Annotated in this window: 21 protein-coding genes; 11 read left to right on the top strand and 10 right to left on the bottom strand. The window is 72.3% G+C overall.

The features are described 5' to 3' along the window. The first annotated feature begins 3 nt into the window (after window positions 1-3). Together sufU and ACFXAM_RS07790 are read left to right on the top strand one after the other, a co-directional pair. The gene (gene sufU, locus ACFXAM_RS07795) at window positions 4-456 is read left to right on the top strand and encodes a Fe-S cluster assembly sulfur transfer protein SufU (protein WP_380288504.1); all 453 of its coding nucleotides are present in this window, start codon (window positions 4-6) and stop codon (window positions 454-456) included. A 23-nt stretch (window positions 457-479) separates the two neighbouring features. After that, window positions 480-854 (top strand): metal-sulfur cluster assembly factor, encoded by a 375-nt coding sequence (locus ACFXAM_RS07790; protein ID WP_376088450.1) that lies wholly within the window; start codon window positions 480-482, stop codon window positions 852-854. A gap of 59 nt (window positions 855-913) precedes the next feature. Here the strand turns inward: ACFXAM_RS07790 and ACFXAM_RS07785 are convergent, their stop codons facing one another. Next, window positions 914-2,029: a serine hydrolase domain-containing protein gene (locus ACFXAM_RS07785; RefSeq protein ID WP_380288502.1), complete on the bottom strand. Its 1,116-nt coding sequence runs from the start codon at window positions 2,027-2,029 to the stop codon at window positions 914-916. 41 nt (window positions 2,030-2,070) lie between these two features. After that, entirely contained in the window at window positions 2,071-2,934 is an 864-nt protein-coding gene (locus ACFXAM_RS07780) for a hypothetical protein (RefSeq protein ID WP_380288501.1), read from the bottom strand. Window positions 2,935-3,108: 174 nt separating this feature from the next. Here ACFXAM_RS07780 and ACFXAM_RS07775 point away from each other — a divergent pair, with 174 nt between their 5' ends. After that, window positions 3,109-3,954 (top strand): hypothetical protein, encoded by an 846-nt coding sequence (locus tag ACFXAM_RS07775; RefSeq protein WP_380288499.1) that lies wholly within the window; start codon window positions 3,109-3,111, stop codon window positions 3,952-3,954. On the opposite strand, the gene ACFXAM_RS07770 is transcribed toward ACFXAM_RS07775, so the two are convergent. The 4 genes from ACFXAM_RS07770 to ACFXAM_RS07755 all read right to left on the bottom strand — a co-directional run bounded on the left by ACFXAM_RS07770 (window position 3,924) and on the right by ACFXAM_RS07755 (window position 6,646). Further along, window positions 3,924-4,721, bottom strand: a complete 798-nt coding sequence (locus ACFXAM_RS07770; protein WP_380288497.1) for an aldo/keto reductase — start codon at window positions 4,719-4,721, stop codon at window positions 3,924-3,926. The two genes, ACFXAM_RS07775 and ACFXAM_RS07770, sit on opposite strands and share 31 nt — an antisense overlap. After that, a complete protein-coding gene (locus ACFXAM_RS07765) occupies window positions 4,655-5,848 on the bottom strand; it encodes a JmjC domain-containing protein (RefSeq protein ID WP_380288495.1) in 1,194 nt (397 codons plus the stop codon). Before ACFXAM_RS07765 ends, ACFXAM_RS07770 begins: the two co-directional genes overlap by 67 nt. A 79-nt stretch (window positions 5,849-5,927) precedes the next feature. Continuing rightward, window positions 5,928-6,098 carry a hypothetical protein gene (locus tag ACFXAM_RS07760; protein WP_380288493.1) on the bottom strand — a complete coding sequence of 57 codons (171 nt, stop codon included), beginning with the start codon at window positions 6,096-6,098 and terminating at the stop codon, window positions 5,928-5,930. Between the two features lie 89 nt (window positions 6,099-6,187). After that, entirely contained in the window at window positions 6,188-6,646 is a 459-nt protein-coding gene (locus ACFXAM_RS07755; protein ID WP_380288491.1) for an ATP-binding protein, read from the bottom strand. 267 nt (window positions 6,647-6,913) lie between these two features. On the opposite strand from ACFXAM_RS07755, the gene ACFXAM_RS07750 reads away from it, so the two are divergent. Together ACFXAM_RS07750 and ACFXAM_RS07745 are read left to right on the top strand one after the other, a co-directional pair. Further along, window positions 6,914-8,371, top strand: a complete 1,458-nt coding sequence (locus tag ACFXAM_RS07750; RefSeq protein ID WP_380288489.1) for a hypothetical protein — start codon at window positions 6,914-6,916, stop codon at window positions 8,369-8,371. A gap of 17 nt (window positions 8,372-8,388) precedes the next feature. Then, window positions 8,389-8,874, top strand: coding sequence for a hypothetical protein (locus tag ACFXAM_RS07745; protein ID WP_380288487.1), 486 nt, complete (start codon window positions 8,389-8,391; stop codon window positions 8,872-8,874). Between the two features lie 8 nt (window positions 8,875-8,882). On the opposite strand, the gene ACFXAM_RS07740 is transcribed toward ACFXAM_RS07745, so the two are convergent. Both ACFXAM_RS07740 and ACFXAM_RS07735 read right to left on the bottom strand, forming a co-directional pair. After that, window positions 8,883-9,362 (bottom strand): NUDIX domain-containing protein, encoded by a 480-nt coding sequence (locus ACFXAM_RS07740; protein WP_380288485.1) that lies wholly within the window; start codon window positions 9,360-9,362, stop codon window positions 8,883-8,885. Between the two features lie 317 nt (window positions 9,363-9,679). Next, a complete protein-coding gene (locus ACFXAM_RS07735; RefSeq protein WP_380288483.1) occupies window positions 9,680-11,011 on the bottom strand; it encodes an MFS transporter in 1,332 nt (443 codons plus the stop codon). Window positions 11,012-11,346: 335 nt separating this feature from the next. Here ACFXAM_RS07735 and ACFXAM_RS07730 point away from each other — a divergent pair, with 335 nt between their 5' ends. Then, entirely contained in the window at window positions 11,347-12,960 is a 1,614-nt protein-coding gene (locus ACFXAM_RS07730) for a hypothetical protein (protein ID WP_380288482.1), read from the top strand. 71 nt (window positions 12,961-13,031) lie between these two features. On the opposite strand, the gene ACFXAM_RS07725 is transcribed toward ACFXAM_RS07730, so the two are convergent. Next, a complete protein-coding gene (locus tag ACFXAM_RS07725; protein ID WP_380288481.1) occupies window positions 13,032-13,478 on the bottom strand; it encodes a VOC family protein in 447 nt (148 codons plus the stop codon). Window positions 13,479-13,722: 244 nt separating this feature from the next. Here ACFXAM_RS07725 and ACFXAM_RS07720 point away from each other — a divergent pair, with 244 nt between their 5' ends. After that, window positions 13,723-14,886 carry a hypothetical protein gene (locus tag ACFXAM_RS07720; RefSeq protein ID WP_380288479.1) on the top strand — a complete coding sequence of 388 codons (1,164 nt, stop codon included), beginning with the start codon at window positions 13,723-13,725 and terminating at the stop codon, window positions 14,884-14,886. 277 nt (window positions 14,887-15,163) lie between these two features. Further along, on the top strand, window positions 15,164-16,645 hold the full coding sequence (locus tag ACFXAM_RS07715; RefSeq protein WP_380288477.1) for an alkaline phosphatase PhoX: 1,482 nt from the start codon (window positions 15,164-15,166) through the stop codon (window positions 16,643-16,645). A 46-nt stretch (window positions 16,646-16,691) separates the two neighbouring features. Here ACFXAM_RS07715 and ACFXAM_RS07710 read toward each other — a convergent pair whose 3' ends face one another. Next, window positions 16,692-18,293 carry a PucR family transcriptional regulator gene (locus tag ACFXAM_RS07710; protein WP_380288475.1) on the bottom strand — a complete coding sequence of 534 codons (1,602 nt, stop codon included), beginning with the start codon at window positions 18,291-18,293 and terminating at the stop codon, window positions 16,692-16,694. A gap of 188 nt (window positions 18,294-18,481) precedes the next feature. Here ACFXAM_RS07710 and pruA point away from each other — a divergent pair, with 188 nt between their 5' ends. From pruA to ACFXAM_RS07695, 3 genes are all read left to right on the top strand, one after another. Continuing rightward, entirely contained in the window at window positions 18,482-20,110 is a 1,629-nt protein-coding gene (pruA, locus tag ACFXAM_RS07705; protein WP_380288473.1) for an L-glutamate gamma-semialdehyde dehydrogenase, read from the top strand. Window positions 20,111-20,260: 150 nt separating this feature from the next. Beyond that, window positions 20,261-21,190 (top strand): proline dehydrogenase family protein, encoded by a 930-nt coding sequence (locus ACFXAM_RS07700; protein ID WP_380288471.1) that lies wholly within the window; start codon window positions 20,261-20,263, stop codon window positions 21,188-21,190. Between the two features lie 136 nt (window positions 21,191-21,326). Next, window positions 21,327-22,034, top strand: coding sequence for an RraA family protein (locus ACFXAM_RS07695; RefSeq protein WP_380288469.1), 708 nt, complete (start codon window positions 21,327-21,329; stop codon window positions 22,032-22,034). Window positions 22,035-22,167: the final 133 nt, after the last annotated feature.

The raw sequence follows: 22,167 nt of genomic DNA, 5'->3' as shown, positions 1-22,167 counted from the left end.
ACCATGAAGCTCGACTCGATGTACCAGGACATCATCCTGGACCACTACCGCAACCCGCACGGCAAGGGGCTGCGCGACGGTGACGCCGAGGTGCACCACGTCAACCCGACGTGCGGCGACGAGATCACCCTGCGGGTGAAGCTCGACGGCGCCACCGTCACGGACGTCTCCTACGAGTCCCAGGGCTGTTCGATCAGCCAGGCCAGTGCCTCGGTGCTGAACGACCTGGTGGTCGGCAAGAGCGTGGGCGAGGCGCAGGCGGTCCAGGAGGCCTTCCTGGAGCTGATGCAGAGCAAGGGCCAGGCCGAGGGTGACGAGGAGGTGCTGGAGGACGCCGTCGCGTTCGCCGGCGTCTCCAAGTACCCGGCCCGGGTCAAGTGCGCGCTGCTCAGCTGGATGGCCTGGAAGGACGCCACCGCCAAGGCCCTCGCCGAGCACCCCGCCGTCACCGACTGACACCGCAGAGGAGGACACCCACCATGAGCGACGAAACCACCTCCCCCGCGGAGGAGACCGCGTCCGGCCCGGTCGGCACCAGCGCCGGCACCGTCTCCGTCGAGGACCTGACCGAGGCCCTGATGGACGTCGTCGACCCCGAACTGGGCATCGACGTCGTCAACCTCGGCCTGATCTACGGCGTCCACATCGACGAGTCCGACGTGGCCACCATCGACATGACCCTCACCTCGGCGGCCTGCCCGCTGACCGACGTGATCGAGGACCAGGCGAAGACCGCCACCGACGGTCTCGTCCAGGACCTGCGGATCAACTGGGTCTGGATGCCGCCGTGGGGCCCGGACAAGATCACCGACGACGGCCGCGAGCAGCTGCGCGCCCTCGGCTTCAACGTCTGAGGCCTGCCGTTCCCGGGCGGCCCCTTCCCCTCGTCCGGGGGGAAGGGGCCGCCCGCGTTTCAGCTGCCTGCGGCCTCGGCGGCGGCCTTCGCGACCAGCTCGCCGATCCGGTCGACGGCGGTGGAGGGGCCGGGGAAGAACCGGTTCCTGGTCAGCGCGAAGGCGATCCCGGTCGCGGTGTCGGCGTACGCCGCGCTGCCGCCCATGCCGGGCATGCCGAAGGTGCTGAGCGTCCGCTGCGGGTCCGCCCCGGGCCGGCCGAGGTTCCAGCCCAGCGCGCGCGGCACCGGGAAGCCGATCAGCTGGTCGACCTCGGCCGTGGCCAGGGCCGTGATCGCGCGCAGCCGCTCCTCCGACACCAGCCGGACGCCGTCCACCTCACCGAGCAGCGCGGCGTACATCCTGGCCACCGCGCGGGCCGACATCGTGCCGCCCGAGGGGATGTCCGCGGTGAGCACCACGGGGTCGTTGCCGTACGCGGCGCTGGGCGTCACGGCGGGCGGCGTGGCCCTGAACAGCGGCAGGTCGGCGGGCATCGCCGCCATCACCTCGGCGGAACCGGGCGCGTCCTCAAGCCGCGCGAGCCGCCCGAGCTCGGTCTCCGGGACGCCGAGGAACAGCTCGTCGGCGATGCCCAGCGGCTGCGCCACCTCCTCCCGGAGCACCTGCGAGACCGGCTTGCCGGTGGCCCGGCGCACGATCTCGCCCATCACGAAACCCCAGGTCATCGCGTGGTAGCCGGTCCTGGTCCCGGGCTCCCACCAGGGCTCGGAACCGGCGATCAGCGCGCACATCCCGTCCCAGTCCGCGAGGTCCCGCACCGTGAGCCCGGCCGGCACCGCCGGGACGCCGAGCGAGTGCGTCAGCGCGTGGCGCACGGTCGCCCCGTGCTTGCCGTGCGCCCCGAACTCGGGCCACAGCTCCACGATCGGTTGGTCGTACCCGATCACCCCGCGCTCCGCCAGCACGTGCACCACCGTCGCGGTCACCCCCTTCCCGGTGGAGGCGCTGTAGAACGGCGTGTCCGGGCCGACCGCCCGCCCGCTCCCCGGATCGGCGACCCCCGCCGCGACGTCCACCACCAGCTCCCCGTGCCGGTACACCGCGACCTGGACGCCCAGCTCCTCGCCCGACTCCACCATCTCGTCGACGACCCGCTGCACGAGCTCCTGCATCCCGCTCTCCTCCTCGGCCGCGGCGCGCCCGTGCGCACCGCTCACCCTCGGGTCGCCACCGAGAGGGAGATCTCGACATGCGGTGCTCTCGTCCCCAACAGGGCGGCACGTGCGCGGGCGACGCCTCTGGCCGTTGTCACGGAAGCACCACCCTCTCGTGCTTGTACGAGGCCGGCGCAGGCCCGGCAGATCCCCGGTGCGGGCACCGGATCATGGCACTTGCCGCACTCGACGTAGCTGGCTTTCCGTCTCCCTTCCGCCGGCCGACAGGGCGGCATCTTGCGCTCCAATCGGTAGCGGAGCACCGCCGCCGCCGAATGCATCGGTGCCGGCAACCCCGGCAACAGGGCGTCCGCGAGGTCGGCCGCAGTGCACCCGCGCGCCAACCACTGCCCCACCAGCGGCGCCAGTTCCCGCGCCTCGGCCTCGCCCAGACGCAAGCGGGGCTCGGTCCGGATCACACGGAACAGGGTGTCCACCGCCTCCCGCCCGCCTTCGTCGGCCGACTCCGACGGGAGGGTGGGTTCTTGGCACCGGTCCTTGACAACAGGACTGCCAGCGCCGCCGGTTGGCGGCCCACCGGACGCCGGGAGGGTGACACCCGGCCGGGCAAGCTGCGGGGTGTCGTAGACGTGCGCCTCGCTGCGGAGGGTGCCGTCGGGCAGCCGGATCTTCTCGACGCGGTAGTACCCGGCGTCGGTGAGCTCCTTCAGGGCCTTGCGGACGGCCCCACGCCCCTGCGGACTGGTGTCGGCCATGTGCCGCCCGTCCTCCCGCCAGCCGTCGGGCCGGGAGAGCAGGTCCGCGAGCAGACCGCGGGCGGTGTAGCTCAACTTCCGGTACTGCAACACGAAGTTGGGCAAGACGGTGAAGTTGCGCGCGTGGGCGCTACGATGGATGTGCATGGGAGGTTTCGCTCCTGTTGCCGGACCCCGGGGTGTTGGTAGCACCGCCGGGGTCGCATTTTTCTCTCTGCGCACGGAACGTACCACGCCATTTGACGTAGCGTGAGGTGTTCGTGACTACCTGATAGGGTCCAAGGCTCTCCCCAACTCGACGACTCCCGCTACCGTTGCCCCATGACGGATCTGCGCCGGGTGTCCGTGGACGAGGTGCTGGAACGGGTGGAGACCGCCTTGGACACCCGGCTCGACCGGGCCTCGGTGATCCGCAAGCGCCGCTCCGTGGGCGCCCGCACCGCGCGCGGCACATGGGTGCGGATCGAACGGCGAGGCCTGGACCGGATCGGCGCCCAGGGCGGGGACGGCACGCCGTCGGCCGAGGCGCTGAGCGGCATCGCGAAACCCGCCTGGCTGGCCGCCGTCGCCTGGCGGGACGACGCCGAGCCGGTGATGTGGCGGGCCGACGAGACCGGGCTCCTGCCGTCCGAACCGGTGGGGCCCGCAGTGCTTGCGGACGCACCGGAGCTACCTCCTGGCTGGTGGGCGCAACTGAACTCCTCTCTGGATGCGCTGGCGCGACAGCGGACGAACCGGATCGCCACACCCGACACCGAGACGATCACGCAGGACCTGGTGACGCGCACGATCCGCCAGGTGTTCCCGCACGTGGACGCGACGGTCGACGAGTGGCTCCCAGCGCACGCGGACCTGAATTGGGCGAACGTGACGGCGCCGGAGTTCTGCCTCTTCGACTGGGAGGACTGGGGGATGGCCCCACGCGGCCTGGACTCCGCCACCCTCTGGGCCGCCTCCCTCGCCGTACCCGCCCTGGCTGCCCGGGTCCGCACCGAACGAACCGCCGACTTCGCGACCCGCGACGGCAAGCTGATGACCCTGTTCGTCGCAGCGAAGATCCTCGGGCCGCACGTCCATCCCGAGGACCCTCGCCCCGATGGAGCCCGCACACTGGCGGAGCAGATGGTGAAGGAGCTTCAGGCGGACCGGCGCAGGAGCTTCCGGTAGGCCCGGACAACATCGGTGTCGATCTCGTGCTCCAGGCCGTCGCAAAGCTCCCGTAGGTGGTCGGCGTCATCGGTGCCGACCGCCACAGCCTCCACCTTGGGCAGCGCGAAGGCGACCCGGAACGCCGCCTGTACCGGTGTGGCGTCAGGCGACCGCAGGAACACCCTCGGGTTGACCTTCTGCCACACGGGGTCTGCGGCACTGCCGCCGAACGGACTCATCCCCCTTACCCGGGTTGGCCTCCACGCGGTCACCAGTGCTTCTGCGGCGGCGAGGACGCCGCCGCTGACCAGGAGGCCCGAGCGAACCATGAGGACATCTGGGCGGAGCGCATCGCGGCCGACCAGTGGGCGCGGATCCCAGGAGGAGATCCCCCAGGAACCGCACTTCCCCTGCTCCACTGCCTCCGCCAGGACTGCGCACGCCTGCACCAGTGCCTTGGTGTCCGGCTTGGAGCGCTCCGGGTTGTGCAACAGGATCGTGTCCGGTTCGCGGCCGAGGTCGGCCACCACGGTCTCGACGGCTTCCTGCAGGCGTGCCGGGGAGAGGCTGTGCCCGTCACTGAAATAGCCGACCTTGGTGGAGACCGAGAACCTCGGGAGCAGGTCGCCGGCCAGCTCGCCAAGGGCGCGGTGGGACCGGTGGTGGAGGTAGTTCGAGGCAGTGTCGATCGCGGTGACGCCGAGCCCCAGGGCTTCGGTCAGGATGTCGCGACGGTGACGAGACCGGTGTAGCCCGAGGACAACTCGTCGGTCAGCGGTGCGCACAGGTCCTCCTTGACAAGGATGTCGGCCAGCTCGTAGATCTCGTCCCCGACGGTCGCCGCCGCCTGTTCGAGCAGGACCGGCCGACCGCTGAGCAGCGGCCGCAGGGCGGGCAGCGCCTTGGCGGCGAAGCCGAGCTGCTTTCCGGCCGACGTGACGCCTACGGTGCTTTCGTACTCGGTGATCCGGGGCGGGAAGTGGGTGGTGCACACCACGGCGTGGAGTCCGCCGAGGATGTCCAGGAACGGGACCTGTCGGCCGGGGGCGGTCTGCTGCTCGTAGACGGTCAGGAAGTCTTCCGGACCACGCCGGCCGACGAGTCGGGTGGCTTCCTCCACCAGAGGTGTGGTCCCGGCGCCGGCGCGGTCGAGGTCTCGGCGGAAGATCTCCTGCGCGCGGCACCAGTCACCCAGCCAGGCCATCCAGGACGCGCCCGTGCGCTTGGTGATGCCGAAGGTCACGTGCAGGCTGTGGCCGGTGCCGCTACGGGCGCGGGTGGCCTGGTGCCAGTGGCCGCGCGGGATGTGCATGACGTCGCCCGCGTGGAGCGTGCCGTTGAAGATCACGGTCTCGCTGGGCGTGTTGTTGGGGTCGGCGTCCCGGTACATGGGTGCGGTGCGGGACGCGGCCCGGACCTCCCAGTCCTTCTGCCCCGAGAGCTGGACGACGATCACATCGTGGTCGTCCCAGTGCAGGGGGAAGCCGGCGGCGGCGTTTGTGGTGAGGTAGGCGTTCACCTGCACCCGCTCGCGTGCCCACCACTGCAAGGCGCGGCAGGCGACTTCCATGGTGGGGTCGAAGACGTTGACCTGGTCCATGATCAGCGTCGCCCCCTGTCGGAGCAGGTGCCCGAGGCGGTGCATGTTGGTCATCGGGATGGACTGCCCGCGCGGGCTGACCGTGTCGGTGAAGTAGACGGCCGGGTGGACTTCCTCGCCCTTCTGGAAGGCCCGGAACTGCGGCCGGTTGAGGCTGCGCCGCATGGCGATGTCGAGCAGTTTGTTCGGGGTGAGGATGCGCGACAGCAGCGCGTCGTCCTCGATCCGCCCGAGCGCGAAGCCCGCGCCGATCGGTTCGGAGCCGTCCCAGCTCAGGGCCGTCTCGATTGCGGTGATCAAGCGGTGTTCCACTTCTACCTCCGTGGAGAGTGCTGACGGGGGGCGGGAGCCCGTTCGGTGCGTGAACCCCCGCCCCTGGGATGGCCGGGTCCTATGCGATGTCGGTCAGGTTGCCGTCACCGCCGGGCCAGGGCGCGTCGCCCGAGGAGCCGGCGTTGTCGGACCGGAGGCTGTCGTACCTGTCCTGGACGGCGGTCAACTCCTCTACCGCGAGCAGGAGTCCGCCCTCCTTCGGCGTCGACTTCTTGGTGTCGTTCTCCATGCGGTGCTCCTTCTCTTATGACTTCCGCCCACCTCTGAGCAGAAGGTTTGAGGGGTGAATCGCCCTGTGCGGCTGAAGCCTGAAGTGGGTCAGGTGGTCTGGACGGCGTGGACGAGCACGGCGAGCCGTGCGTCTCCGGTCACCGACTGGTCCGCCGCGCACTCGAACCACACGACCTTGCCGGTTCCGGACGGGTGCCATCCCCACGAGTGCGAGAGCCCTTCGATCAGGATCAGCCCGCGCCCACTGGTGGTCAGGTCTTGGGCTTTGCCCTGGTCGGGAAGCCGCGAACTGGAGTCCGCGACCTCCACCCGAAGGCGCTCACCGGTCCATCGCACCGCCACCCGGCACCGGGCCTTCGTGTGTTCCATGGCGTTGGCCACGAGTTCGCTGGTGCACAACTCGGCATCACGCAGTGCCTCGTCCGAGAGCGGCACCTGCCAGAACCGCGCGATCTCGACCACAAGACGGCGGGCAGCCGGAATGGCCGACGGGTCCGGCATGACATCCCACTCCTGCGGCACCGGAAACGAAGCGATGCCGCTCATCAGTAGCGACCACCCTCCGAGTCGAGCGACGTGGGCTTCTCGAACCGCCAGGACCCACGAGGGTCGACAGGCGGGACGGGAACGGTGACAGGCATGCGACCTCCAGCCGAACTCTCGGATCGTGCGGCGGACCGCACGCAGATAAGGATCGGACCGGAAGCAGATTCAGACGATTCCCGTCGGGTGTTACCTGGACGGTAATAGTCTTTGTGGGTAGAGGATTTGATGATCAGTAACCAGCTATGCTCCAAGCGAAGGCTGTGTCCGATGACGCACACTGGCCCGACCCGTGGTCCACTGCTTCCAGCCGAGCTACTCGAACGCGAGGACCTCCGACTGGCACTCGCTGAGCATGACTTCTCAGCAGCATTCGGCCTGATCAAGAAGTACGGTGGTCTGTCCCAGAACCGCATCGCGGCGGCGTGCCAGCTCACTCCTGGCAAGGTCTCCGTGATCATGTCCGACGGATCCAAGCGGATCACCTCTTACGAGGTGATCGCCCGTATTGCCGATGGACTGGGCATCCCCGGCAACTTTCTCGGTCTGGCCCCGCGCTCATGGGAGAAGTGCAGCGCGGAAATGCCCAACACGATCGTGGTCGGCCCGCCGGACGTTGATTTCCCATGGCGGCCGGAGGTGACGACCGCACTGGCCGCAGAGCTCACCGGAACCGATCTCACCATGGACAGACGCACCGCCGCTTGGCTACTTGCCGGCGCCGCAATCACTGGGACCGCCCTGCTGGACCCGCTCGAAGGGTGGCTGGTCCCGCCTGCACCCGCTTCTGAGCGCAGACGTCCGGGCCGCCTCGGGACCCACGACATCAGCCAACTCGAACACGCAGCCGTCGCGTTCCGCCAATGGGACCATCGTTTCGGGGGAGGTTTGCGAGCCAAGGCGGTGCTGGGTCAACTCAATGACACCGCCGCCGCTCTCGAAGAGCGGCAACGACCCGACATCGAGGGACGCCTCCACTGCGTCATGGCACAACTCGCCGGTACCGCAGCGACCATGATGTGGGATACCGGACGCCAGCGCCGGGCGCAGGACTACTACCGCTTGGCCCTGCGCTCCACACACGCGGGTGGCGACCGGGCGTTCGGCGCCAATGTCCTGGCCGGCATGGCACGCCAGATGCTGTGCGCCGACCGGCCCGGCGACGCGCTCGAACTCGTCCGACTTGCGCAGGACGGCGGTCGCGGGCATACCGGCGCCCGGGTCCGGGCCATGCTTCGCACACGCGAAGCATGGGCCTATGCGGCGATGGGGCGGGTAGCAGCGTTCCGGAGGGCAACCGACCAAGCCCGGGAAGAGCTCGCTTCGGCCGGCGCCGCCGAGGACGAACCGCACTGGATCGCGTACTTCGATGAAGCCGAGATCTCGGGGGTCACCGGCGGACGGCTGCTGGATCTCGCTCGCAGCGACCCGGGCCTCCACTCAGAGGCTGCCGCCGACCACATCCGGGCAGCGCTCGCCGAGCGAGGGGCAGAAGCCAGTCGATCTCACGCACTCGACCGGATCGGGCTTGCCGAGGCCCAGTTCCTCATGGGCGACGTGTCGGGGGCCACCGAGGAGACCCACCGTGCTGTAGCCGCCGCCACGCTCACGAAGTCCGACCGGGTCCGCACTCAGCTCGGCCACCTCTACCGGCACACCATCCGGGAATCCACGAACCCGGCCGTCAAGGAAGCCCGCGATAGCATCCGCGAGCTACTGGCGAACTGACCCGAAGGGGGAACGGCATGACCGTGATCGCGGTGACCGGACACATGGACCTCACTGACGAGAGTGTCGTCCTGGTCCGCGAAGCGCTGGAGAAGCTACTCGCTGACCACACCGAGCACGGCCTCACCGGTGTCTCGTGCATCGCCAAGGGTGCTGACTCGATCTTCGCCGACGCGGTGCTCTCGCTCGGCGGCCGACTGGTCGCCGTGATCCCGTCGGCGGACTACCGCCGGACCAAGGTCAAACCGGGACATGCAGCCGAGTTCGATCGTCTTCACCAGGCCGCCGCCGAGGTTGTCGTCATGCCGTTCGCCGAGGCCAACCGCGAGGCGTACGAAGCCGCCAACAACGAGTTGCTGCGCCGTGCTGACCACTTGTTCGCCGTGTGGGACGGCAGGCCCGGCAGCGGGCGCGGGGGGACCGCTGACACTGTCGCCGCAGCCCGTGCAGCCCAGCTACCGGTGACGATCGTGTGGCCCGAGGGTTCCACCCGTACGAGCTGACGCTGTCGTCAACTGGCCGCCGCCCCGAAACGGAGGTTTCGGGGCGGCGGTGTTTTTGCTGGCCAGGGGTGCTTGGAGGGGCAGGCGACGGCCGCGCGGAGGACCGTGGCGATCTCCGGCGGCAGGAGGTTGATCGCGTCAAGGGCCTCGGTGGTCAGCGGGATCTCCTCCAGGAGGTACTCGCCCCGGCCTTCCTGGCTGAACTCGGGACCGCTGCGGTCCTCGAAGCTCCACTTCTCGATGGTGGCGAGGTAGAAGTCCTGGCGCTCGCCGTCGCCCTCAACGGTGTGGAGCAGGCCGACGATCTCCGCCTCGCCCCCGACCTCCTCCCGCACCTCCCGCAACAGCGCCTCCTCGGGCCCCGCATCGGTCGGCTCGACCTTGCCGCCGACGATCACCCAGTACGGGTCGACGCCGGGGCGGATACGTTTGATCAGCAGCAGGGTGCTGTGAGGAGTGAGGAGGACGGCCCGGACTCGGTGCTGCATGGCGCCTTCTTCCTGGGTGGGGCGGGTTCCTTCTGCTCAACGGCCCGGAGGCTTTGGGGTTCCAGGTGTCGGCCGCAGAAATCAGCACCGAGAGGTGGAAGTCCCCGCCGGGAGGCGGGTGGGGGGTGGAGGGTGGGGGACGGCGGGAGGGCTGCCCACAAAACCCCCCGCGGGGGGGGGGGCGCGGGGGGGGGGGGGGGGGGGGGGGGGGGGGGGGGGCGCGCGGGGGCGGCCCGCCCTGCTCGGCGAGGCGGATGATGCGCGGGAAACGCCGCTGCCCGGGACTTCGGGGGAAGTCCCGGGCAGCGGCGTTGCGGTCAGCCGTGCTTGGGCTTGCGGGCGACGGCGAGGGCGAGGGTGGCGCAGAGGAGGGCGGCGAGGAGGGTGAAGCCGCTGGTGGCGGGGAGGAGGCCGTAGACCTGGACGAGGGCGCCCACGGCGACGATGGGGAGGGAGGAGCCGAGGTAGATGATGATCCAGAGGGAGGAGAGTTCGGAGCCCCTCCGTTCGGGGTTCATCGCGGCGACGGCGGTGGTGAACAGGGAGCGGAAGGCGATGCCCTGGCAGGCGCCGCCGAGGACGCTGCCGATGAAGAGGAGCGCGGGGGTGCCCGTGTACTGGGCGGTGACCACCAGGGCGAGGCCCGCGGCGAGGCCGGCCATGCCCAGGGCGATCACCAGCCGGTCCGCGGTGGGCGGGACGAGCAGCTGGGCGACGGCCGAGGAGCCGAGCAGCAGGGCCGCGACGACGGCGCCGACCAGCTTGGAGTCGGTGTGCAGCAGCTTGGCGGCGAAGGCCGGGGCCAGGCTGAGGTAGACGCCGAACACCGCGTAGGAGATGAAGCCGGCCGAGGCGGCGAGCAGGAAGGGGCGGCGGCCGGTGAGCGGCAGCCGGGGGCGCTGGGGGCGCAGGTGGGCCGGGGTGGTGATGCGGGGCGGGGACGCCGGGGGCCGGTTGCGGCCGGGCATGCGGGGGTGGACCAGCGCGAGCGGCACGCAGAGCGCGAGCAGGGCGATGGAGTGCAGCAGGAACGGGCTGAGCAGCGGGTCGGCGCCGCCGGCCAGCAGGGCGCCGATCACCGGCCCGAGGGCGACGCCGCCCGCCGAGCAGGCCAGGGTGATCTTGGCGGCCCGGGCCGGGTGGTCCGGCATCAGGTCGCCGAGGGCGGCTCCGGCGGCGCCCGTCGACAGGCCCACCGCGATGCCCTGGACGGCGCGCCCGGCGGCGAGCTGCCAGAAGCTGCCCGAGGTCGCGAACACGACGTCGCCGACGGCGGACAGTGCCACGGCGGGCAGGATCAGGGCGCGCCGGCCGAGGTGGTCGGACCAGTGGCCGACCACGGCCAGCACCGGGACCAGGGCGAACACGTAGATCGCGAAGAGGATCGTGGTGTCCAGCGCGGTCAGGTGCAGCTGCTGCTGGAGCAGCGAGTAGATCGGCGTGGCCAGGTTGGCCCCGATCAGCATGAGGAGCAGGGCGGCGGCGACGAGGCCGACGCGTACTCCGCGCAGCGCGTTCCAGCGGCTGATCGCGGAGAGCTGGAGCTGGGCGCGTGGCGCGAGCTCCAGGGGAAGCAGGGCCTCCGACAGTCGGCGTCCGTCGAACTGCGCGGTGCGCAGGCCGGAGCCGGCGGGGGAGAGGTCCGCCATGGCAGGGATCTCCTGTGGCCGGGCACCACCCGGGTCGGCGGGGTGTGCCGGCGCGCCCGTCCTGGCGGCGCTGTGGTGGTGGCCTCGGTGCGGGCTCCCTGGTGGAGCGGGTGAGCTTGAAGAGGGGGGCTACGTTGCCCGTCGGCGCGCGCGGGGTTGTGCGCGGTACCGACTTCGAAGGATAAGGGGTGGGCGCACGGTTGCGGCGCGCGCCCCTTGAGGCCGGGCGTCCGGGGTGCCCGGCCTATACGCTGAGGTGGTGGACCGGTGACGCGGAGGTGATCTCCGCGGGCCCCGGCCCGGCTGACCGCTCGGCGTAGGGAGAACGCGCAACGATGGCCGCACGACGTCGTAGGAACGCCGACACCCCGGCGGCGGGTGCGCCGGGTGAGGGCGCGGTGCTGCCCGCCGACCTGGAGCTGCAGGATCTGTACGGGGCGTTCGCCGCGCACGGGCTGGACGACGACGACCTGGACGACGCGGCCGTGCTGGTGCCGCCGGTCACCCTGCCGTCCGAGGCGGAGCTGGCCGAGCAGGCGAAGGCCGTCCCGATGATCGGCTGGGCGCTGCAGCTGGCCCGCTGGACGGCCCCGCACCGTGCGGTGGACGAGTTCGGCGACCTCACCGGCCCGGACCGGGCCCCGGCCGCCCGGCTGCTGGGCCTGGCCCCCGAGCAGGGGGACGCGCCGCAGGAAGCGGTGGTCGAGGCGATGCGCGCCTGGTCGCTGGCCTGCGACCTCGACCTCGTCGAGATCGGCACCACGGCGGCGGGCGAGCACGTCGCGATTCCCGGCCCGGACCTGGAGCAGGCCGAGGCGGGCGACGCCGAGACCGTCCTGGAGCTGTGGCTGACCGCCGCCGGGATCGTCCGGGAGCTGGCGGTGGAGGCGGACTCCCAGGAGCTGGAGTCCGCCGAGGACGCGGCGGAGGCGGACGAGGCGGACGAGGACGGCCTGAACGAGGTCGAGGACGCCCGCGACGAGGCCGCCGAGCTGCTCGACGAGGCGCTCCAGGTGCTGTACGAGACCACCGCCTTCGCCGAGCCGGGCAATGAGACGGTGCCGCTGGGCGTGCTGGCCGCGCTGCTGGTGGTCCCGGAGGGCGAGGAGCCGAGCGACGAGCTGCTCGGTGACATCACCGATGTGATGGTCGCCCTGGACCCGATGCTCGCCGACCTCGCCGAGCTGGGCGTGCTGGAGTACCGGCCGATCGACCCGGAGCTCTTCGACGAGGAGGAGGGGGAGGACGAGCGGGCGGAGCCGGCGGAGCTGGACGAGGCGGAGTCCGCCCGGTTCGGGCTGGTCCGGCTGACCCCGCTGGGCCAGTACGGCATCCGCCAGTGGCTGCTGGAGGACGGCTACGACGCGCCGCTGGTCGGTGACCTGGCCCGGGGCGACGCGGCCGAGCTGCTCCGCGGGATCAGCGAGGCCGCCAACGTGCTGCCCGAGGAGGAGCTGAAGGTCTGGGTGGCCGGCCGGGAGCCGGTGGCGGCGGCGCGCGAGCTGCTCGCGGCGGCGCGCGGCACCGACGCGTACGCCCCGATGCGGCGGCTGCTCTGCCACTCGGCGCTGAGCCTGCTCGGCGCGCCCGCCGAGCCGGCCGCCCGGGAGGTGCTGGACGACCCGGAGCTGGGCGGCGGCGCGCGGGCCTGGCTGGTGTCGCTCGGGGTGGCGGACGTGCCCGTGCCGGACCGGGCGATGGCGCTGTGGACGGTCGTGGACGCCTTCGCGGCCCAGCTGCTGGACACCGGTGGCGATCCGGACCAGCTGCGCGACCTGGTCACCGAGCTGCCGGTGACGGACGAGCCGGTGGGCTACTTCGGCGAGCTGTGGCGGGTCGAGCACCCCTACACGGCGGACGTGCTGGAGGCGGTCGGCGAGCTGCATCCGGACCGGGCGGTGGCCAAGGAGGCCCGCAAGGCGGCGTTCAAGGCGCGCTCGCGGGGCTGAGGCGCGTCCAGGGGCCGGGCCCCAGGGGCCGGACTCCCGGCGCCGGGCTCCCGGGGCCGCCGAGCCCGCCGTCAGTTCGGCAGGTCGAGCGAGCCGTCCTCGGTGAAGGCGAAGAACGGGTTGTGGGCCAGCTCCCAGAGGTGGCCGTCCGGGTCCTCGAAGTACCCGGAGTAACCGCCCCAGTCGGTGGCGGCCGGGGCCTTGACCACGATGGCGCCGGCCGCCACCGCCGTCCCCAGGGCGGCGTCCACCAGCGCCGGGGACTCCAGGTTCACGGCGAGGGTGACGCCGCGGAACGCCGGTTCGCCGGCGGACGGCACGCCCGCGTCGGCGGCCAGCTCGTCGTGCGGGAAGAGGCCGAGCACCGAGTCGGCGGTGCGGAACCAGACGATCGAGGGGCTGGAGGCGGCGGAACGGCGCCAGCCGAGCGCCTCGTAGAAGCGGGCGCTGCGGTCGAGGTCGGTCACACCGAGGGTGACGATGCTGAGCCGGGCCGGGAAGGACGTGGTCGCTGTCATGCCCGCCAGCCTAGGGAGGGGGACCGACAGCGGCGCCCCGGACGGGGCCGTCCGGTGGGGCACCCGATCGGCCCGGCGGGCAAAGGGCCTGATGACCCGGCAGTTCGGGGCACGTATCGTTGCCCGGGTGTCGACGGCGCGGTGCCGACGGCGCGGCGGGACGGCGAGGACAGGGGGTGCGACGCGGGTGACGCGGGCGAGCGGAGGGGGCCGGGACGGCCGGTACGGGGACGGTGCGGGGACGGTGGACCCGTACGACCACCCGGGGGAGCCCCTGGACGGGCGTCCGGACGGATCCGGGACCGGCGACCTGGAGGAGTTCCTCGCCGTCCAGGAGGAGCTCGCCCGCCGCACCCTCGTCGCGGCCGACTTCCCGGTGTACGGCGTCGTGTCCGTGCCGGACCTCGGCGGCGCGGCGCTGGTCGCCTACGGCGCGGACGGCGGCGCGCCCGGCTGGGTCGAGGTCGGCTTCGGCGACTGGACCTCGCCGCAGGGCCCGTACATCACCGTGCGCACCCACCGGCCGGGCGCCGACCGGTACGAACCGCTGCCGGAGCTGGAGGACGTCGTCGAGGACGAGCGCGACCGGGTCTACGAGCAGCTCGGCGTCGACGAGGGCGACACCCCCGGCCGGGTCCGGGCGCTGCGCGAGTGGATCACCGTCGACGGCGTGGCCTGCGCGCTGGAGGTGCACGAGGACCGGCGCGGCCCGTGGTCCGGCGCGGCGCTGCCCGGCTGCTGCCCGATCGCCGGGGCCGAGCCGGTCTGGGCGGGCCGGTTCCGGGTGGACGGGCTGACCGTCACGGTCTGCGGGCGCGGCGTGCCGCCGGGCGGCGTCGATCTGGCGCGGCTCCGCGACCACGAGCACTGTCTGAGCGGCCGCACCGCGCTGCTGCGCGAACTGGCCGTGCGCCGCGGCCGGCACCTGCCGGTGGAGCGGCGCGAGCTCACCCCGGTCACCGGGCTGGAGGCGCACCGGGCGGTGATCTCCCACGGCATAGCCGAGGCCGCCGCCGTGGAGGCGCGGCTGCGCTCCGGTCGCCCGCCCCGCCCGCCCCGGGGGGCGCGCGCCGAGGCGGGCGCGGTGCGCTGGGAGGCGGCGGTGCGCCAGCAGATGCGGCTGGCCTCGGAGAGCCGGACGGAGGCGGCCGAGGCGGTCGCCGCGATGGTCGAACAGCTGGGCCGGCTCTCCCAGTTGACGCACTGGGTGGTGGGCACGCCGGAGGGCGACGCCGCGGTCGAGGAGTCGATCCGGTACACGGTGTTCGCCAGCGAGGTGGCGAGCGTGCCGGCGCAGCGCGCCTGGCAGCAGGTCCGGGCCGGGGAGCGCGGGGAGCACGGGATGGGCGAGCGGCTGTGGCTGGCGGCCTGGGAGCAGTGGCGGACGGCGCGGACCGGCGGACGCTGAGCCGACGGGCCGCCGGGCGCCGGGCCGGCGGGCGGTCGGAGGCCGAACGGCGGGTGACGGCGGGCCGACCCGCGGTGTGACCAGTGGTGACGGGGCAAAGGGTGGGTCATGGGTTCGCATAAGGTCGGCAAATGACCACTCCGACGAGGCGTCCGCTTCACCGGCCGTTCACCGGGCGGGCCGAGTCTGCTGGGCGTCGACGACCACCTCGACACCTCGCACGGCCTCGCACCGGGAAGCTCCCCGGTCGGCGGCCCACCCCTCAGGAGTGACTGCCATGTCGCTGTCCCGCCGGGACTTCGTGAACCGTTCCACCATCGTCGGGGCCGGCGTTCTGATCGCCGGCAGCGCCGAGGCCCTGGCCAGCGCGCCGGGTGCGATCGCCGCCCCGGCCGGTGGCGAGGTGCCGGTCGCCGAGGCCGCCGCCGCCGAGCGCGTCGCCGTCGGCTACGGCCAGCTGGTCGCCGACCCCGAGGGCCTGCTCGCGCTGCCCAAGGGCTTCAAGTACAAGGTCCTGAACCGCGCCGGCGTCAGCAAGCTGCGCACCGGTGAGTTCACCCCGAGCAACCACGACGGCACCTCGGCGTTCGAGGACGAGCGCGGCGGCAACCTGCTGGTCGTCAACCACGAGCTGGGCGGCGCCCGTGCCAACTGGCCGAACCCGGTCCCGCTGACCGAGGGCCACGTCTACGACCCGGGCGCGGCCGGCGGCTGCACCATCGTGCACGCCAAGGCCAACGGCAAGGTCGAGCAGTGGGTCGGCATCGCCGGCACCGCCACCAACTGCGCCGGTGGCGTCACCCCGTGGGGCACCTGGCTGTCCGGCGAGGAGACCGAGGACAAGGCCGGCAAGAACGGCTTCACCAAGGACCACGGCTACATCTTCGAGGTCGACCCGTTCGACGACGACTACAACCGCGACCCGCAGCCGGTCAAGGCGTTCGGCCGCTTCGCCCACGAGGCCGTCGTCGTCGACCCGAAGCGCGGCCACGTCTACCTGACCGAGGACGCGGGCAACCCCAACGGCCTGCTGTTCCGCTGGACCCCGCCGGCCGGCTTCAAGCACGGCCGCTACCAGCTGCGCAAGCTGGCCGCCGACGCCGGTGTGCTGGAGGCCTTCAAGGTCTTCGACGCCCAGGGCAAGTTCATCGACGACCTGTCCCGCGCCACCAAGGTCGGCACCACCTACGGCGTGGACTGGGTCAAGGTCGAGGACCGCGACGCCAAGACCGTCTCCATCCGCAAGCAGTTCAAGGACGGCGAGGTCACCCGCGCCCGCAAGCTGGAGGGCATGTGGTGGGGTGACGGCGGCTTCTACTTCGTCTCCAGCTTCGCCCGCTCCGAGAGCCCGGTGCAGCACGACGGCCAGGTCTGGTTCTACAACCCGGCCCGCCGCACCATCACCCTGAAGGTCCTGCTGGGCGTCAACACCGACGTCTGGGGCGACCACGACAACTTCGACGGCCCGGACAACATCACCGTCTCGCCCTACGGCGGCATCGTGATCGCCGAGGACGGCGAGGGCGTCTCGCACCTGTTCGGCGCCACCGAGGACGGCCTGACCTACGCCATCGCCCGCAACGAGCTGAACATCGGCACCGCCGAGAAGCCCGAGTTCAGCGAGTTCACCGGCGTCACCTTCTCGGACGACGGCAAGACCCTCTTCGCCAACATCCAGACCCCGGGCATCCAGCTGGCCATCACCGGCCCGTGGCACCGCCTGAACGAGCACAAGCGCGGCCAGGGCTACGGCGCCTGATCCCGATCGCCGAGCAGAGGGGCCCGTTCCCCGGAACGGGCCCCTCTCACGTGTCCGCGGGCAGCCGCAGCTGGAGCATGGCGAGCAGCCGCTGCTGCGGCTGGGCCAGGTCGATGCCGGTCAGCTGCTCGGCGCGGCGGACCCGGTAGCGCAGGGTGTTCGGGTGGATGTGCAGGGCGTCCGCCGCGACCCGGACCTCGCCGAGCGCGTCCAGCCAGGCCAGCACCGACTCGGCGAGCCGGGTGCCGTGCCGCCGGTCGTACTCGGCGAGCGCGGTCAGCCGCGGGTCGCGCAGGCCGCCGCGCTCCTGGAGCAGCGCCAGCATCTCGCTGACCAGCACCTCCGCCTGGACGTCGATCAGCGCCGCGACCTCCAGGTCCACCCCGCCGCGGCCCATCGCGTCCAGGATCCGGTCCGCCTGGGCGCGCGACTCGGGCACCAGGGCGAGGCCCTCCACCGTCGAGCCGATCGCCGCGCGCAGCGGGACGCCCAGGTGGTCGCGGGCCGCCTCGACCACCTCCTGCGCCCAGTCGCGCACGGTGGTCATCGGCAGGTTGGCGGGCAGCTCGGGCAGCAGCACGTAGACCCGGGACTCGATCGGCGCGAGCAGCGCGGCGCGGTGCCGGGCCGCGGTGTGCACCGAGATCAGGCCGGTCACCTCGGCCCGGGTCAGCTGCTCGGTGGTGCCCGCGCTGTACGCCAGCACGGTCGCCGGGCGGCGCAGGTCGAGGCCGAGGTGGGTGGCGAGCGACTGCGGGCCGGTGGAGCCCTCCAGCAGGCCGGTGAGCAGGGTCTGGGTCAGCCGGACGTCCGCGGACAGCTCCCGGCGCCGACGCACCAGCTGGGCCGCGGCGACCCGGGCCGCGCCGACCAGCGCCTGCTCGGCGAGCGGTGCGAGCGGCTGGGAGCCCTCCTGGACCCAGATGGTGCCCAGCGGCTGGGCGCCGGCCCGGATGCCGATCGCCAGCCGGCGGCGCAGGCCCAGCTCCGGGTGCGGGTCGACCGCGAGGGCGGTGTCCGAGGTGCGCAGGTGCTGGAAGACGCCCCACTCGCGGAGCTTGGAGAGGTACGGCTCGGGGCCCTGCCAGCCGAGGATGGAGAGCCGGCGCAGGTCGTCGACCTCGTCGGAGTCGGAGGAGCGGGAGTAGGCGAGCACCCGGCTGGAGGTGTCCTCGATCGAGACGATGCCGTTGGTGAGGACGGCGACGGTCTGGGCGAGCGAGAAGAGGTCGCCGGCGTTGTGCTCGCCGCTGCCGGGCGCGTCCGGGGCGTCCGGCCCGGCGATGATCGCCCGGGCGAGCGAGTCGAGGTGCTCCCAGCGGGTCTCCCGGCGCACCGAGAGCAGGGCCACGCCCGCCTCGGTGGCGGCCTCGCGCAGCGCGTCGGCCTGCCCGGGGGCGTCCAGCTTGACGGCCACCGCGGCGGCCCCGGCCCGCCCGGCGGCGCGCAGCGCCGGGAGCGCGGCCCGGCCGCGGGCGCCGATGGCGAGCACCAGCTCGCCGGCGGCGGCGGTCGGAGGGTCCTCGGGGTCGAGGATGGCGACGTCGCGCACCGGGACGTCCAGCCCGTTCGGCGCGGCCTGGAGCTCGACGAGCGGCTCGCCCAGCGACATCAGCAGCTGCCGGAGCGGGAGGCCGGGGGTGGTCATACGGGCCTCCTCGGGGCGGCCGGGGCGCTCGCACCCCGATCCTTCATCCGGGCGGACAACGCCGTCCGGATGATTTTAGCCGTCCGGCCAATCAAGCGGGGGCCGGTGCAGGAATAGCGTTCGTCATGTGGCCGGCGTGCGACCCGCGCCGGCATCCCCCCGCAAGAAACGAAGGAGAGCGTGCGCTCATGGACGCTGTGACCCAGGTCCCCGCGCCGGTGAACGAGCCGGTCCACAGCTACGCCCCGGGCAGCCCGGAACGGGCCCGTCTGGAGGCCAAGCTGAAGGAGCTGGGCGGCCAGGAGCCGGTCCAGCTGACCATGACGATCAACGGTGAGCGCCGGATGGGCGGCGGCACCGAGTTCCACGTCGTCCAGCCGCACAACCACGCGGCTCGGCTCGGCACCCTGCGCAACGCCACCCAGGCGGACGCGCAGGAGGCCATCGACTCTGCCCTGGCCGCGGCACCGGCCTGGCAGGCGCTCTCCTTCGACTCCCGCGCCGCGATCTTCCTGCGCGCCGCCGACCTGCTGGCCGGCCCCTGGCGCGAGACCCTGGCCGCCGCCACCATGCTCGGCCAGTCCAAGACCGCGCAGCAGGCCGAGATCGACACCCCCTGCGAGCTGGTCGACTTCCTGCGCTTCAACGTGCACTTCGCCCGCCAGATCATGGCCGAGCAGCCGCTCTCCTCGGACGGCGTGTGGAACCGCAGCGACCACCGCCCGCTGGAGGGCTTCGTCTACGCGATCACCCCGTTCAACTTCACCGCCATCGCCGGCAACCTGCCGACCGCCCCGGCGCTGATGGGCAACGTGGTGCTCTGGAAGCCCTCGCCGACCCAGCAGTTCGCCGCGCACCTGCTGATGCAGCTGCTGGAGGAGGCCGGTCTGCCCAAGGGCGTCATCAACATGGTGACCGGTGACGGCCTGGACGTCTCCGCCGTCGCGCTGAAGCACCCGGCGCTGGCCGGCATCCACTTCACCGGCTCCACCGCCACCTTCCAGCACCTGTGGCGCGAGGTCGGCACCAACATCTCCGGCTACCGCACCTACCCGCGGATCGTCGGCGAGACCGGCGGCAAGGACTTCCTGGTCGCCCACCCGTCCGCCGACCGGGCCGTGCTGAAGACCGCGATGACCCGCGGCGCCTTCGAGTTCCAGGGCCAGAAGTGTTCCGCCCTGTCGCGCGCCTACGTCCCGGCCTCGATCTGGGCCGAGCTGAAGGACGAGCTCCGCGACGAGGTCGACGGCCTCACCATGGGCGACGTCACCGACCTGTCCAACTTCATGTCGGCCGTCATCGACGACCGCTCCTTCGCCAAGAACAAGGCCGCGATCGACCGCGCCCAGGCCGACCCGGAGGTCGAGGTCCTGGCCGGCGGCACCTACGACGACTCGGTCGGCTACTTCGTCCGTCCGACCGTCCTGGTCTGCAAGGACCCGGCGAGCGAGTACTTCAAGGACGAGTACTTCGGCCCGATCCTGGCCGTGTACGTCTACGAGGACGACAAGTACGACGAGATGCTGGCGCAGATGGAGTCGGTGTCGGCCTACGGCCTGACCGGTTCGATCATCTCCCAGGACCGCGAGGCCGTGCAGCACGCGATGCACAAGCTGCGCTTCGCCGCCGGCAACTTCTACATCAACGACAAGCCGACCGGCGCGGTCGTCGGCCAGCAGCCCTTCGGCGGCGGCCGGGCCTCGGGCACCAACGACAAGGCCGGCGCGAAGCAGAACCTCGCGCGCTGGACCTCGACCCGCTCGGTCAAGGAGACCTTCGTCCCGCCGACGGACTACCGCTACCCGCACATGGGCTGAGTGCCCCACCGGGACCCCTTCGCGGTCCCCTGACGCCCCCGGTCCCTAGCCGGGCGCGTCTCGCACGGGCGGCGGACTGACCACCCCACCGGTCCGCCGCCCGTCCCTTTTCTGCCACCCTTTTCAGAAGCACCAGCTCCAGGAGTCACGATGCTCCGTTCCGCCCTCCTCGCGGCCTCCCGTTCCTCGCAGGTCCGCACCGTCGTCGAGAAGTTCCCGCCGACCCACGCGATAGTCGAGCGGTTCGTCGCCGGCGAGGCCCTCGACGACGCCGTCACCGCCTGCGACGACCTGTTCGCCACCGGCCGCAAGGTCACCCTGGACCACCTCGGCGAGGACACCCGCGACGCCGCCCAGGCCGCCGGCACCGCCGAGGCCTACGAGTACCTGCTCAAGGCGCTCAAGGAGACCGGCCTGGCCGCCGGCGCCGAGGTCTCGGTCAAGCTCTCGGCCGTCGGCCAGTTCCTCCCGGTGGACGGCGAGAAGATCGCGCTGGAGAACGCCCGCCGGATCTGCGAGGCGGCCGCCGACGCCGGCACCACGGTGACCCTCGACATGGAGGACCACACCACCACCGACTCCACCCTCGCGATCGCCCGCGAGCTGCGCGAGGACTTCCCCTGGCTGGGCGTCGTCCTCCAGGCCTACCTGCGCCGCACCGAGGACGACTGCCGCGAGTTCTCCGGCGCCGGTTCGCGCGTGCGCCTGTGCAAGGGCGCCTACAAGGAGCCCGAGTCGGTCGCCTTCCAGGGCAAGCACGAGGTCGACCTCGCGTACGTCCGCGCGCTCAAGGTCCTGATGGCCGGCGAGGGCTACCCGATGATCGCCTCGCACGACCCCAACATGATCAAGATCGCCGGCCAGCTGGCCCAGTGGAACGGCCGCAAGCGCGACTCCTTCGAGTACCAGATGCTCTACGGCATCCGCCCCGAGGAGCAGCTGCGCCTCGCCGGTGAGGGCAACACCATGCGGGTGTACCTCCCGTACGGCCAGGAGTGGTACGGCTACTTCATGCGCCGCCTCGCCGAGCGCCCGGCCAACCTCACCTTCTTCCTGCGCGCGATGGCCACCCGCGGCTGACGCACCCGCAGACCGAACGGCCCGCGCCCTCCCCCCGGAGGGCGCGGGCCGTGCCGCGTTCACGGCGTCGCGGCGGAGTCCACCGCGGACGGGCCGCGCCGTGGGATCCTGTCGGCGGTGAACCGAGCTGTCGGCGATGGGAGTTGACGTGGTGGTGAAGCGGTTCGCGGAGTTGTCGACGCCGTTGGTGGCGGACGCGTGCGTGCGGCTGGGTGTGCCGGTGCGGGTGGCACCGGCGGGGGTGCGGGCGGTGGTGCCGGGGAGCCGGGTGGCGGGCCGGGTGCTGCCGGTGCGGCACTACGGGAGCGTGGACGTGTTCCTGGAGGCGTACGGCGCGGCCGGGCCCGGGGACGTGGTGGTGATCGACAACGGCGGACGGACCGACGAGGCCTGCATCGGGGACCTCGCCGTGCTGGAGGCGCGGGCCGCCGGGGCCGCCGGGGTGGTGGTGTGGGGGCTGCACCGGGACACCCCGGAGCTGGTGGAGATCGGGCTGCCGGTGTTCAGCTACGGCGCCCTGCCGCTCGGGCCGCTGCGGCTGGACGGGCGGGAGCCGGAGGCGCTGTCCAGCGCCAGGTTCGGGCCGCACCTGGTGGGCGTCGAGGACGTGGTGTTCGCGGACGCCGACGGCGTGCTGTTCGTGCCCGGCGACCGGTCGGAGGAGGTGCTGGAGGCGGCGGACGGCATCGCCCGCACCGAGCGGGCGCAGGCGGAGCGGATCCGCGCGGGCGACACGCTGCGCCGGCAGACCGACTTCGACGCGTACCTGGAGCGCCGCGCGGCCGATCCCGCGTACAGCTTCCGGCAGCACCTGCGGCGGGTCGGCGGGGCGATCGAGGAGTGAGCGGACGACCGCGCCCCCCCCCCCCGGGGGGGGGGGGGCGCGCCCGGGGGGCAGGGGGGGGGACAAAAACGCGCGCGCCGCGCTGACAAAGACCCGCGGGCTGCATTGGTGGACCTCAACAGGGAAATCACGC

The organism is Kitasatospora sp. NPDC059462 (assembly GCF_042749955.1).
In the GTDB taxonomy this organism is placed as follows: Bacteria; Actinomycetota; Actinomycetes; order Streptomycetales; family Streptomycetaceae; genus Kitasatospora.
Note: the sequence above shows the minus strand (reverse complement) of the source record. Positions and strands in the feature narration are given on the sequence as shown.